Raw genomic sequence first — 12,717 nt, forward strand, 5'->3', positions numbered from 1 at the left:
TAGGAAAATTGAAATATCTGAAATGGTAAGCAATCTTCAGGGTGCCAATTGGCCACGCTATCGGTTAAGCTGCTGAAAATGCAGGTCGCAGTATTCCATCCCGGCACCCAGCACAGCTGGCAGACCGCCTATGCCTTGCAGCAGCTTGGCCTGCTGGAATGGTACGCAACTTCGATCTTCTACAAGCCGCACGAATGGCCCTATACGCTGGAACGTGTGCTGCCCCGGCACCTGGCGCAGCGGCTTCATGCCGAATTCCGCCGGTTCAGCCACCCGGGCCTTGATCCCGCGCTGGTCCGCACCGGCGGAATGGCGGAATGGGCCGAGCGACTGGCGGCGCGCGCCGGGTTGGGGCGCCTCTCGGGCTGGATCGACCGCCTGGGCAATCGCCGCTTCGTGGATCAGATCGCGGCGGAGATCCGTTCGAAGCGTCCGTTTGCGCTGTGGGGCTACAACGGCTCGTCGCTTACTTCCTTCGCCTTGGGCAAGGCAGAGGGGCGGCGCTGCATCCTGGACCGGACCAATGGCGACTTCGCGGTCTACAACGCGATGATGGCGGAAATAGCCGACACTTATGGCGACTGGTTCAGCGAGGCGCAGCGTGCAATTCCCGACCGGGTGATCGCGGATGACCGGCAGGAATATGCCTTGGCCGATGCGATCCTGGTCGGCAGTCCATTTGCGGCCAGCACGATCCGCCAGGCCGTGCCCGATCCGCAGGTTCAGGCAAAGCTGCAAGTGCTGAACTACTGCTATGACGAGGCCTTGTTCGAACGGCTTGGCCCGCCGGAACCCACCCCGCGCGACCGGCCGGTCCGGTTCCTCTTCATGGGCCTGGTAATCCCCCGCAAGGGCATCCAGCACCTGCTGGAAGCCATCGCCCGCATTCCCGCCTCCGCCGCAGAGCTTACCGTGGTGGGCAACATGCAGATTCCGCGCGACGTGTTCGCCCGTTATGCGGACCGTGTAACCTATCGTCCCACCGTCGCCCGCGCCGATGTTCCGGCGATCATGGCCAGCCACGATGTGCTGGTCCTGCCCACCTATTTCGAGGGAGCGGGCATCGTCCTCTATGAAGCCCTGGCAGCCGGTTGCGGCCTGATCCAGTCGGATCGCTGCGCCATGGCCGTCACGCCGCAGACGGGTATTCTGCTGGACCGGCTGGACAGCGACGCGGTCCATGCCGCGATGATGACCGCGATCGAGGACCGTGACCGGCTGAACGGCTGGCGGGCCGCAGCCCAGGCCGAGGCCCGGAACTATAGCTTTGCCCGATACCGCCAGAACATCGGCGCGTTTCTGACCCGGCTCGAGTCCTAGCCCCGGCGCAGGAAGCGTCCGGCTTCGCTCCGGGCTTCGCCGGCCAGCGCCATGACCGTGCGGTACAGGTCTGGCGGTCTGGCCCAGTGGTACAGGCCAAAGCGCAGGACGATGATCAGCATGACCAGGTCCACAGCCGCCATGGACAGCGCGGCGGCCATGGTCCCCAGCCAGTGCCCCAGCGCAAGTGTGACAAGTACCGCCAGTGCTGCCAGGGCAACCAGCGCGGGCGCAAAGCTGGCCTGCCGGTTGATGGCCAGCATCAGGTTGGACACCGGGTTCCATATCCCCCCGCACAGGGCGGACAGGGCAATGGCCCACATCGTCTCGCGCGGGACGGTGATGTGTCCGGCTGACCAGGTGTGCACGATCCAAGGTCCCGCTATCGCCAGCAGAAGGGCGAAGCCGACGGCAATCAGGGTCGCCACTGTCAGGACCAGTGCAAACATCCGCAGCACCCCGCGCTGGTTGCCGCGCGCACTGGCCGCACCAAATTCCGGAATCAAGGGGTGGGCCAGGGCCTGCGAGAGTTGCAGGCCAATGCGCGACAGGGTCCGCGCTGCCACGAAAGCCGGAACTGCCGCTGCACCTGCTGCGGCGCCCAGCGCTACGACCTGTCCCTGCAACAGCAGCGTCAGGCCCATCGGGATGGCCATGGCCGCCAGGGCGGGGCCGATCAGCTCGCTACGTACCGCGCGATTTCCGCGTCGCAGCCCAGGCAGCATCCCCGTTCGCAGGCGGGCCGCGACGATGAGCCCGATGGCCGTGCCCATCCCTCGCCCGACGAGCAAGGCCATGGCACCCGCTGCAATACCGTCACCCAGTACAACGACGATCACCAGCAGGCCGTTTTCCAGCAGCAGAGTGAAGGTGGACAGCAGGGAGCCGAGAGCGAAACGCTCGTTGCTGCGAAACACGGCCAGCACCAGGCCATTGCCGATGATCAGCACGGCATAGGCCGCCAGGCAAACGAGGGCCGTGCGCAAGTGCGACGGATCTGCTCCCGAGCGGAAGGATAGGGCCAAATCCGGCACCAGCAGGGCAGCGGCTCCTGCCAGAGCCATGATCGCAAGGCCTGCGACCAACACCACCTGGCTGGCACTGTGCAAGGTAACCCGCGCCGCCTCGCGCTCGTCCCGCGCGATCTGCATGGTCATGCGCACCGTGGCTGCTGTGGCAAAACCCAGGTCGCTGAGCAGCAGGATGGCGGGCAAGGTGGCCAGCATGGCCCAGACGCCATACAGTTCCAGCCCCCAATGCGCGGCGAGAATGGGAACGAGCGCCAGTTGCAGCCCCATGCCAACCACCCGGTCGAGCATGTTGGCGCCGATGCCCAGTGCGACGCGGCGGCGGCTCAGAGCAGCAGCCCCAGCTTGGCGGCGAGCTGTCTTACGCCGTCGCGCACCAGCTTTGCCCCGCCGCGCCGGGGAACGGCGCAGAGCTTCCCCGCCAAGGTGCGGAAATGATCCGGGTCCAACTCGGTCGGAAAGCCGCGCCGTGCCAGATGCCGGTATAGGTCGCCCAGGCCATAGCGCTTCTCGGCAGGCAAGTGCCACAGCGGCAATGCCTGGTCGCCGTCAAGCGCGGTATGGTGGACCGGGCTGGTCCAGATCCGCTTTATGACATCCTGCGCATCGGCGACCGGCGCTTGCAGCAAGGCAAAGGCAATCGAGTAGACGTGCTCCTCGGTCAGCACCCCGGCGGCTGGCCCTTGGCCAGTCATCGCCTGCTCCAGGATTTGCGAAAAGACTGCCCGGTGGCTTTTCCAGTGACCAGGGCGGGTTGCAAACAGCTCTCCGCCGAAATGCGGTGGCGGTTCGGGTGAATTGCCCGACAGGGCTCCGGCAATTTCACCCATTTCCCGCCGGCTCAGTCCGTTGATCGGTTCATCCGGTGTGCTGTCCACCACGTAGCCGGCAAACTGGTTCCGGTCGAGCAGCGTCCAGAGCGGATCGAGTGGTGCGGTGACCAGAACGTCGCTATCGACCAAGGCAAAGCGCAGGTCATCCGGCTCGTCCTCCAGCGCGTTCAGCACGTCGAAAAAGTAGAGGACATTGCCCCAGGCCGCCGTGCGCCCGGCCGGAAGGCGCGCTGTCAGGGGAACGTGGCGGAATTCGACCCCGTATCGGTCGAGCACGGCCGCAAGGGCGATGCCGTCGATGCTGGGCGGCGCAACGTTGCAGAACAGCGCCAGTCGCTGGGCTGGATTGGTGATCCGCGCACTGGCGAACAGCGCGACCAGGCAGCGCCAGTAAACAGCCTGGACTCGCGGGTCCGCCGAACTTCCTCCTGCCGAGGGAAAGATCGTCCCTTCATGCGCGGCATCGGCTATGAAGCCGGTCGCAAGCAGGGAGGGAAAAGGCTTAGTATTCACCAGCTTGCGCTAGACCGGAAACCGGTCATGGCGCAAGTGGTCAGGCTTGCGTCCTAGCGGGTCGGGACCGGCGCGTCGCCGGAATAGTCATAGAAGCCCCGCCCGGCCTTGCGGCCCAGCCAGCCGGCCTCGACATATTTCACCAGCAGCGGGGCAGGGCGATACTTGGAATCGCCGGTCGTGTTGTACAGCACGCGGACGATGTCGAGGCAGGTGTCGAGCCCGACGAAGTCCGCCAGTTCCAGCGGTCCCATCGGATGATTCAGGCCCAGGCGGCAGCCCTTGTCGATATCGGCGATGCTGGCCGTGCCCTGGCCCAGCACGAAGACCGCCTCGTTGATCATCGGCAGCAGGATGCGGTTGACGACGAAGCCGGGTTCGTCCTCAGCCTGGACCACTTGCTTGCCCAGGCTTTCGGCAAAGGCGCGGGTGCGGGCGACGGTTTCGGCGCTGGTGGCCAGACCGGGGATCACTTCGATCAGGCCCATGACCGGGACGGGGTTGAAGAAGTGCAGGCCGATGAAGCGCTGGGGATCGGGCGAGCTGGTCGCCATGCGGGTGATCGGGATCGAGCTGGTGTTCGAGGCCATGATGGCATCGCTGCGCAGCACCTTGCCCGCCGCTTCAAAGATCTTGCGCTTGATCTCTTCCTTTTCGGTCGCCGCCTCGATGATCAGGTCGGCATCGGCCATGGCCCCATAGTCGCCAATCGGCGTGATCCGGGCGAGGGCCGCTTCGGCATCGGCGGGGGTGATCTTGTCGCGCCCGACCAGTCGGGTCAGCGCCTTGTCGATTCCCGCCTTGGCCTTTTCCGCCAGAGCGACGTCCACGTCGGAGAGGAGAACCTTGATTCCGTTCTGGGCGATGGTCTGGGCAATGCCCGAACCCATTTGTCCGGCCCCGATGATCCCGACGATGCGCATAAGTCCCGCTCCTTCGCACTTGCAGCAAAGGCGGCTGGTTAGCGGGGATCGCAGGTTCTGGCCAGAGGTTCTTTTGCGCTAGCGGTTCGCGCCTGGAACCCACAGCACGTCGCCCGATCCGGCGGCGTTGATCGCGCGGGTCAGGACAAACAGATAGTCCGAAAGGCGGTTGATATAGGCCAGCGCGGCGGGGTTGGCAGGCTCGCCAGCGGCCAGGGCGGTCATGGCGCGTTCGGCGCGGCGCACCCCGGCGCGGGCGACATGGACCCGCGCGGCGGCTTCGGAGCCGCCGGGCAGGATGAAGCTGGTCAGCGGCGGCATCGCCTCGTTCAGCGCGTCGATCCGGCTTTCCAGCCAGTCGACCTGGCCCGGAACGATCCGCAGCACCATTTCCGACGGAGCGAAATCATCACCCGGCGTGGCAAGGTCGGCGCCCAGGTCAAACAGGTCGTTCTGGATGCGGACCAGATCGCGTTGATAGTCGGGCAGCGCGTCCAGCGCCACGACGGCCAGGCCGATCGCGCTGTTCGCCTCGTCCACCGTGCCGATCGCTTCCATGCGCGAATCGTGCTTGGGCCGCCGCGAGCCGTCCACCAGCCCGGTCGTGCCATCGTCACCCGTGCGGGTGTAGATCTTGTTGATCTTGACCAAGTGCGCTGCGCCTTATTTCTGATTGGCGAAGAGCAGCAGGGCAACGACCAGGATCGCTGCGGCCTGATAGAAGATACGGCGGAACATCAGCTTGTTCTGTTTCAGCTGCATGTCGCTGGGACCGCTGCCTTCGGGGCGCTCCAGTTCAGCCTTGGTCGTCGCCATGAAGGCAACGATGCCGCGGATCAGGGTGATCAGGGTGAGCAGCATCAGCGCGCCGATCACCACGAAAAGAAACGAGTTCATGCCTGTTGTCCTACTCCGTGCCCCAGCGAAAGACCAGCAGGTAAGCGCCCCTGCCGCAAGTCTTCTGCCAATGCCGTTCCATCCGCGCCTGCCAGACGCAGGTCGCGCAGCGCGGGCGATCCGCGCCGCTTGGCCAGTTTGCGCCCGTCCGGTTCGACCAGCAGGGCGTGGTGGTGCCAGACCGGCACCGGCAGGTCCAATAGGGCCTGAAGCAGGCGGTGCACACGTGTCGATTGGAACAGGTCCATGCCCCGCGTGACCAGGGTGATGCCCTGCGCCGCATCGTCCACCGTGGCGGCCAGGTGATAGCTGGCCGGGGCTTCCTTGCGCAGCAGCACGATGTCGCCAAAGACTTGCGGGTCGGCTTGCTGGACCCCGGCCAGTTCGTCGGTCCAGGTCAGCGGTCCGGCCAGAGCGACTGCCTTGGCCATGTCGAGCCGCCAGGCCGCGCCTTCGGGATCGACCGCGCGCTCCCGACAAGTGCCGGGATAGAGCGGGCCATCGGGGCCGGACTGCCGCGCGGCGGCCAGCACTTCGCTGCGGGTGCACTGGCAGGGATAGAGCAGGCCCATGGCCTTCAGCCGCTCTCCCGCTTCGGCATAGGCGGCAAGTCGGGTGGATTGGTGCAGGACCGGTCCATCCCGGTGCAGGCCCAGCCATTCCAGGTCGGCGAGGATTTCCGGGATCAGCTCTGCCCGGCTGCGGGTGCCGTCGATATCCTCGATCCGCACCAGAAACTCGCCGCCGCGCGCCCGCGCCAGATCATGTGCCACGACGGCGGCATAGGCGTGGCCCAGGTGGAGCAGGCCGTTGGGGCTGGGGGCAAAGCGGGTGCGGACAGTCACGCCGCGCTTGTCCTGTGGATTGCGCGGCAAGGCAAGGCTTGACGCGCCAAGTGCCGCCATGTTCTTCTCTGTCCCATGAGGTGTAGTCATACCGTCATGTCCGGTTGCTACCGGAGGCCATGCTCAAGTCGGAGCTGATCGAGCGCGCGGCCCGGTTCCGTAGCGCAGCGGAGGACTCCTCCCGGCACCTGTCCGATTGTCCTGCGCTGGTGCTCAATGCGGATTACACGCCGCTCTCCTATTACCCGCTCAGCCTGTGGCCGTGGCAGACCGCGATCAAGGCCGTGTTCCTGGAACGAGTGGATATCATCGCCAGCTATGAGCGCGAGGTGCATTCGCCCAGCTGGTCGATGCCGATCCCTTCGGTCATCGCGCTGCGCCAATATGTGAAGCCCAGTGAGCATCCGGCCTTCACCCGCTTCAACCTGTTCCTGCGCGACCGCTTTACCTGCCAGTATTGCGGCAGCCCGCACCAGTTGACCTTTGACCACGTCGTCCCGCGCCGCCTGGGCGGAAGGACCAGCTGGGAAAACGTCGCCACGGCCTGCGCGCCGTGCAATCTGCGCAAGGGCGGGCGCACGCCGCAGCAGGCCAACATGCCGCTGCTGCTCAAGCCGATCCGCCCCACCACCTGGCAATTGCAGGAACGGGGGCGCGGCTTTCCGCCAAATTACCTGCACGAAACCTGGCGCGACTGGCTTTACTGGGACATCGAACTGGAAAGCTGATCAGAGCGTCAGCGTGGCCAATTGCACCAATGCTGCAATGAGAGCCAGGACCAGCGCCACCCACACCCGCGGGCCCATGTAGGCCGAAACCCGCCGCTGGGTTGGAAAGCTGAACGTGGTGGGGATACCCAGCAGCTTGTAGGGATGGATCTCGTGAAAGAACGGATCGCTGGCCATGGCGACCAGGTCGCGGCGGCTGCGATAACGCATCAGGCCAAAGATCGACCAGCCGGGATCGCCCTCGACGTTCCAGGCGTCGATATAGGGACCGACCTTGGCCCCGACCATGCCGGGGTGCCCGCCGCGGCGCAGCAATGCCTTGACGAAAGGATCGCTGTAGCGCCGCATCATGGAATAGCCGGAAACCTGTTCGCCGGTTTCAGGATGGGGCACCATCCCTTCCTCGATCTTCACCAGGTTGAGCATGACGAATTCCTTGCCGTCATCCTCCTCCAGAAAGCGGCGCAGCACGGCGGGATCGTTGCCCCCGGAATACCTGCCCTGGACCTGCGCGAAAAACGCGTCGATCTCGGCCTTGGTCAAGGGACCGCGCCAGTTGTCATACCACAGCCGAAACAGCACATAGAGCGCCAGCGCGCTCCCCCAGATCATCCAACCGCTCATCGCAGCTCCTCCCGTTTGGGACAGTCTGCGCAAAAAGAGCCGGCATTGCCAGTGCCAATTTGTGCCTAGAAAACCAAGGCGACTCCAGGCGGGCGCAGGCCACCGTCGCGGCCATAGACGTCAGGGCGGAACGTGACGCGGCCCTGTTCCGGCATGGCCGTCAGGTAGGTAATGTAGAGCGGTACGATGGTCGGCAGTTCGACGCGGGTTTCCGGGTTCTTGGACTTGGGCAGCGACTTGCCCAGCAGCCAGCGCCCCAGCTTTTGCGCATCGTCCAGCCGGACGCAGCCATTGCTGAACTGGCGCGCGCTCTTGGTCAGCAGGTCGCGCTCTGGCGTGTCGTGCAGATAGATCCCCTGCGGATTGGGGAACATGAACTTCACCGCGCCCATGAAATTGCCGGGGCCGGGCAATTGCCGCACGCGGATCGCTTCCTTGCCCGCCGCGACGGCCTGCCAGTTGACCTTGCGCGGATTGAGTACGGCGGCGTCGTCTTCCCAGCCTTCCAGCACTTCATAGCGGTTGGCCGCGACATAGCCCGGGCCCTTGGTTATCACCTTGTGCGTGATCCGGCTGGGAACCAGGTCGTCCGGCATGTTCCAGTACGGATTGACGATGGCATAGCGCAGGAAGCCGGCCATTTCAGGCGTCTGGCTCTTCGCCGCGCCGACCACGACCTTCATCGTGTCGCTGACGTTCGGGCCGTCGAACATCCACAGCCGCGCGCTGGCCGCGTCGATCAGCACCCAGCGGCCGCTGGGGATCGGCGGCAGAGCACGCAGCCGCGCCAGGTTGACGGCGGCGGTGCGGGCCTGGTTCGGTGTCATTCCGCCTGCCGCCAGCGAGGCGCGAAGCGGGGCATAGAACGGCGTCATCCAGCCCATCGTGCGGACATAGTCCTCCACCGACGGTGCTGCCGCCAGCGCGCCCAGCGCCGCTGCCGCCGTGGGTACGACGGGCGCAAGCGCCTGCGTTTCGTACAGCATTCCGCTGCGCGGCGCCTGACGCAGGGCCTGGACATAGCGGACATAGCCCGAGGACAGGGCAATCTCTGCCTTGGCCAGGCGTTCGATCGAACCGTCCGCGGCATTATCGATCGCGTCGGCAATCTTGCCGGGCTTCAGCTTGCGTGGGTTGAGGCCGTCCAGCTCCGCACTTTCCATCGCCGCCACCAGAGCGGTCGCAGCGGGGGAAATTCGACCGTCCTCGTCGATCCACAAGGGACGGTTGCCGCGCGCCGCGTAGATGCCGCGCAGTTCCTTGGGCAGGCGCTCGCCGATCTCCTGCCGCAGGGCGCGCTCGCCCGACAGTGCGGTTGGCGCTGCCTGCACGCGTGCGGGCATGAGCCCCGGTACAATCAGCGCCAGGGCACCAAGCGCGAGCAGCCAGGGCCGCCCGCGCTTGCCGATCAATTTGAAGTACGCCCCGGACAAGGCTTAACCGCGCTCGCCCGAACGATAGGCCGTCGGCTGGACCACCGGCGCACCTTCGTAATAACGCCCGTCGCGGTAATAGCCGTCGACGCAGCCGTCGTTGTTGGCATCGGCCCAGATTGCACCGGCCAGACCGCCGACCACGGCCCCGATCACCGCGCCTTCCAGCAGCGAAGCGCCCGTTACCGCGCCTACGCCAAGGCCAGCCGCACCGCCGACCGCTGCACCCGTTGCGGCAGAGCCGGTGACCGACGGACAGCGACGCGTGGTGTTCGCAGCCATCTGCGCATTGGTCGGCTGACCTTCGTAATACTGGCCGTTGTAGGTATAGCCGTCCGCGCGGCCGTCGCCGTTCCGGTCGGCCCAGACTGCGCCGGCCAGACCGCCGACGGCCGCACCGATTGCTGCGCCGGTCAACAGGTCACCGCCAGCAATCGCGGCAACGCCGGCACCGCCAGCAGCACCAATCGCGGCGCCCGTTCCGACCGTGGCCAGAGTGCGATCATCGTTCATCGAGGAACAGGCGCTGAGCGGAAGAGCCGCAGCGCTGAGAAGGATCAGTATCTTTTTGGACATGGGTGACTCCTTTGAGACACGCCGTGCGACGCACGGGGGCCGGCGTGCCGGAATATTGGTCCCGCATGGAGTGAACGCCGACCTTCTGGCGGGGTTGCTATGGCCCGTGCTGATCGTCGCGTTTTTCGAGCGACTTATCGGACGGCCGCCAAAGCCTTCTGCCGCCGGCGCTGTACGGAAGAGCCCAGGCCGATGGCCTCACGGTATTTGGCCACCGTGCGACGGGCCAGGTCAAACCCGCGTTCCTTCAGCAGGTCGACCAGCGTGTCGTCAGACAGGATCGCCTTGGGGTCCTCGCCATCGATCAGGATCTTGATCGCGGCCTTCACGGCATTGGCGGACACGGCGCCTTCTCCGTCGGCAGAGGCGACGCCGGAAGTGAAGAAGTACTTCAGTTCAAAGGTTCCGCGCGGACAGGACAGGTACTTGTTGCTGGTCACGCGGCTGACGGTCGATTCGTGCATCTGGATCGCTTCGGCCACCGCGCGCAGGGTCAGCGGGCGCAAGTGCGAGACGCCGTGGAGGAAGAACCCTTCCTGCTGCTTCACCACTTCGGCGGCGACTTTCAGGATTGTCTTGGCGCGCTGGTCCAGCGCCTTGATCAGCCAGTTGGCATCGGCCAGCTTGTCCGACAGCCAGCCGCGCGCCGCCTTGTCGTCGCACGATCCGCGCAGTTCGAGGTAATAGGGGCGGTTGATGACCAGCCGGGGCAGTGTCGCCTCGTTCAGCCTGATGTCCCAGCCGCCATCGCTGCGCGGGCTGACCAGAATGTCGGGCGTGACCGGATCCCCGCCGCCGCTGGAAAAGCGCAGGCCCGGCTTGGGGTCATAGCCGCGCAGTTCAGCCAGCATGTCGGCAAAGTCTTCGTCGTCCACCCCGCACATCCGCTTCAGCCGCGCCAGTTCGCCGCGCGCCAGCAGGTCCAGGTTGTCGAGCAACTTGGCCATGCAGGGGTCATAGCGGTCCGCCTCGCGCGCTTGCAGGGCCAGACATTCGCCCAGATTGCGCGCCCCGACACCGGTAGGGTCCAGCGACTGTACCAGGGCCAGCGCCTGCTGCACCTCGTCCTCGCCCACGCCCAGTTCGTTCGCCAGTTCGCCGGTGGTAGCCACCAGGTAGCCGGCCTCGTCCAGTTCACCGGCGATGTGGTGGGCGATGAAGGCCAGTTCGGGATCGCGGGTGACCGCGCCGATCTGCGCATGCAAGTGATCGGCCAGCGTTTCCGGGCCTTCGCCGCGATCTTCGATTCCCGGTCCGCTTTCGCCCGGTGCAGAGCCGGCATCGGCGCTCCAGTCCCCGGTATCGCGGTCGCGGTCCAGCGCGGCCGGATCGATGTCCAGCGGGCGGTCGTCGTCGGCCCGGCCTTCGGCAATCAGCTGGTCCGCGGGGGAGCTTTCCAGGCTGGTGCGGCGCAGTTCGCCGGGTTTCAGTTCGACCGTTTCAGGCGCGGGGCTGCCGCTGCCCAGATCGAGCAGGGGATTGGCTTCCAGCGCCTCGCCAATGAAGCCTTCGATTTCCAGATTGGACAGCGCCAGCAGCTTGATCGCCTGCTGGAGATGGGGAGTCATCACCAGCGACTGGCTTTGCCGAAGATCAAGGCGCGGCCCAAGTCCCATGGTCGCGCGGCCTAGAGCGTAAAGCCTTCGCCAAGATAGAGACGGCGCACGTTCTCGTCCGCGACCAGTTCTTCCGGACTGCCGGCAAACAGCACCTGCCCGCCATAGATGATGCAGGCGCGGTCCACGATGTCGAGCGTTTCGCGCACGTTGTGATCGGTGATCAGCACCCCGATGCCGCGCTGCTTGAGGTCTTTCACCAGATCGCGGATGTCGCTGATCGACAGCGGGTCGATCCCGGCAAAGGGTTCGTCCAGCAGCATGATCGAGGGATTGGCCGCCAGAGCGCGGGCAATTTCGCAGCGGCGGCGTTCACCGCCTGAAAGCGCCATGGCCGGGCTGGAACGGAGCCGGTCAAGGCCGAATTCGTCCAGCAGGCGCTGCAATTCACGCTCGCGGGTTGCCGGGTCCGGCTCGGCCAGCTCCAGCACGGCGGAAATGTTCTGTTCCACGGTCAGGCCGCGAAAGATGCTGGTTTCCTGCGGCAGGTATCCCAGCCCCAGGATCGCGCGGCGGTACATCGGCAGGGCGGTGACATCGATCCCGTCCATCAGGATGCGGCCGCTGTCCGGCTTGACCAGGCCCATGATCGAATAAAAGCACGTGGTCTTGCCCGCACCGTTCGGACCCAGCAGGCCCAGGACTTCGCCCTTGCCCACCGACAGGGAAATGTCGGTCAGGACGGCGCGCTTGTCATAGGACTTGGCGATCGAGATCACTTCCAGGCCGCCCTGGGGGATCGGTTGCATCGCCTGGGTGTTGGGCGTGACGAGGTGCTGGACTTCGCTCATAATGGCACCGTTGGTAGGGCCGCTTTCCGGCCTCGGCAAGCGCCGTTGGTCGAATTTGGCAGGTTTCATGCATAGCCTGTCGCATCCCATGCTTAACAGGTCTTGATCGTTTCGGACTTCGGTGATTTACTCAGTTGCAAGAGGGGATTGAGAGGACAGGACCATGGCCAAAGCATGGGGCGGGATTGCACCGGCGTCCACACGGGCGAAGCCAGGTGACTGGCGCAAGCGAATGAGCGACAACATCGCCTATGCGCTGCTGGTCTACACGGTCCTGCAAATCTTCGTGACCATGAGCATGCTGGAACGCAAGGGCGGTTCCCTGCTGCCCTATTTCGCCCTGATCATCCTGGTCGCCGCGATCATTCCGGCCTGCCGCCGGTTTGAAAAGCGCTGGAACCGTTTGAGCGACGCCCAGGCAGCCGATCCGCAGTTCGCATCCTATTACCGCCGGGATCAGCTGTGGCTGTGGGTGATTGCCGTGGGCATGCCCTTTGCGGTGTCGGGCCTGTTCTTTGGCATGGCGCGCCTGCTGGGCTGATTGCTTTCTGACCACGAATGCCTAGATCGGCGGCTCTGCCAAAGGAGAC

General features: G+C 65.4%; 14 protein-coding genes. 3 read left to right on the forward strand and 11 right to left on the reverse strand.

Going from position 1 to position 12,717, the window contains the following annotated elements; all coding sequences use genetic code 11:
- Nucleotides 1-48 precede the first annotated feature (48 nt).
- Nucleotides 49-1,320: a glycosyltransferase family 4 protein gene (locus ACQKOE_RS06360; RefSeq protein WP_427512035.1), complete on the forward strand. Its 1,272-nt coding sequence runs from the start codon at nt 49-51 to the stop codon at nt 1,318-1,320.
- Here ACQKOE_RS06360 and ACQKOE_RS06365 read toward each other — a convergent pair.
- The 6 genes from ACQKOE_RS06365 to gluQRS all read right to left on the reverse strand — a co-directional run bounded on the left by ACQKOE_RS06365 (nt 1,317) and on the right by gluQRS (nt 6,359).
- Nucleotides 1,317-2,639 (reverse strand): lipopolysaccharide biosynthesis protein, encoded by a 1,323-nt coding sequence (locus tag ACQKOE_RS06365; RefSeq protein WP_427512036.1) that lies wholly within the window; start codon nt 2,637-2,639, stop codon nt 1,317-1,319. The genes ACQKOE_RS06360 and ACQKOE_RS06365 overlap by 4 nt on opposite strands.
- A 35-nt stretch (nt 2,640-2,674) precedes the next feature.
- A complete protein-coding gene (locus tag ACQKOE_RS06370; protein WP_427512037.1) occupies nt 2,675-3,694 on the reverse strand; it encodes a hypothetical protein in 1,020 nt (339 codons plus the stop codon).
- A gap of 53 nt (nt 3,695-3,747) precedes the next feature.
- Nucleotides 3,748-4,617 carry a 3-hydroxybutyryl-CoA dehydrogenase gene (locus ACQKOE_RS06375; RefSeq protein ID WP_427512038.1) on the reverse strand — a complete coding sequence of 290 codons (870 nt, stop codon included), beginning with the start codon at nt 4,615-4,617 and terminating at the stop codon, nt 3,748-3,750.
- Between the two features lie 78 nt (nt 4,618-4,695).
- Entirely contained in the window at nt 4,696-5,268 is a 573-nt protein-coding gene (locus ACQKOE_RS06380) for a cob(I)yrinic acid a,c-diamide adenosyltransferase (protein WP_427512039.1), read from the reverse strand.
- Nucleotides 5,269-5,280: 12 nt separating this feature from the next.
- Entirely contained in the window at nt 5,281-5,514 is a 234-nt protein-coding gene (locus ACQKOE_RS06385; RefSeq protein WP_374589468.1) for a hypothetical protein, read from the reverse strand.
- Nucleotides 5,511-6,359: a tRNA glutamyl-Q(34) synthetase GluQRS gene (gene gluQRS / locus ACQKOE_RS06390; RefSeq protein WP_427512477.1), complete on the reverse strand. Its 849-nt coding sequence runs from the start codon at nt 6,357-6,359 to the stop codon at nt 5,511-5,513. Before gluQRS ends, ACQKOE_RS06385 begins: the two co-directional genes overlap by 4 nt.
- 119 nt (nt 6,360-6,478) lie before the next feature.
- Between gluQRS and ACQKOE_RS06395 the strand changes: the two genes are divergently transcribed.
- Nucleotides 6,479-7,087 carry an HNH endonuclease gene (locus tag ACQKOE_RS06395; protein ID WP_374589467.1) on the forward strand — a complete coding sequence of 203 codons (609 nt, stop codon included), beginning with the start codon at nt 6,479-6,481 and terminating at the stop codon, nt 7,085-7,087.
- Here the strand turns inward: ACQKOE_RS06395 and ACQKOE_RS06400 are convergent, their stop codons facing one another.
- The 5 genes from ACQKOE_RS06400 to lptB form a co-directional block, all read right to left on the reverse strand.
- Nucleotides 7,088-7,711 carry a hypothetical protein gene (locus tag ACQKOE_RS06400; RefSeq protein WP_427512040.1) on the reverse strand — a complete coding sequence of 208 codons (624 nt, stop codon included), beginning with the start codon at nt 7,709-7,711 and terminating at the stop codon, nt 7,088-7,090.
- Between the two features lie 65 nt (nt 7,712-7,776).
- The gene (locus tag ACQKOE_RS06405) at nt 7,777-9,123 is read right to left on the reverse strand and encodes a L,D-transpeptidase family protein (RefSeq protein WP_427512041.1); all 1,347 of its coding nucleotides are present in this window, start codon (nt 9,121-9,123) and stop codon (nt 7,777-7,779) included.
- A gap of 24 nt (nt 9,124-9,147) precedes the next feature.
- On the reverse strand, nt 9,148-9,720 hold the full coding sequence (locus ACQKOE_RS06410; protein ID WP_374589464.1) for a hypothetical protein: 573 nt from the start codon (nt 9,718-9,720) through the stop codon (nt 9,148-9,150).
- Nucleotides 9,721-9,854: 134 nt separating this feature from the next.
- Entirely contained in the window at nt 9,855-11,336 is a 1,482-nt protein-coding gene (gene rpoN / locus ACQKOE_RS06415) for an RNA polymerase factor sigma-54 (protein ID WP_427512042.1), read from the reverse strand.
- Between the two features lie 11 nt (nt 11,337-11,347).
- Nucleotides 11,348-12,127: an LPS export ABC transporter ATP-binding protein gene (gene lptB, locus ACQKOE_RS06420; RefSeq protein ID WP_427512043.1), complete on the reverse strand. Its 780-nt coding sequence runs from the start codon at nt 12,125-12,127 to the stop codon at nt 11,348-11,350.
- 232 nt (nt 12,128-12,359) lie between these two features.
- Between lptB and ACQKOE_RS06425 the strand changes: the two genes are divergently transcribed.
- On the forward strand, nt 12,360-12,668 hold the full coding sequence (locus ACQKOE_RS06425) for a hypothetical protein (protein ID WP_427512044.1): 309 nt from the start codon (nt 12,360-12,362) through the stop codon (nt 12,666-12,668).
- The last annotated feature ends 49 nt before the right edge of the window (nt 12,669-12,717 follow it).

The sequence above is a fragment of the Novosphingobium sp. NPDC080210 genome, assembly GCF_050281025.1.
Classification (GTDB): domain Bacteria; phylum Pseudomonadota; class Alphaproteobacteria; order Sphingomonadales; family Sphingomonadaceae; genus Novosphingobium.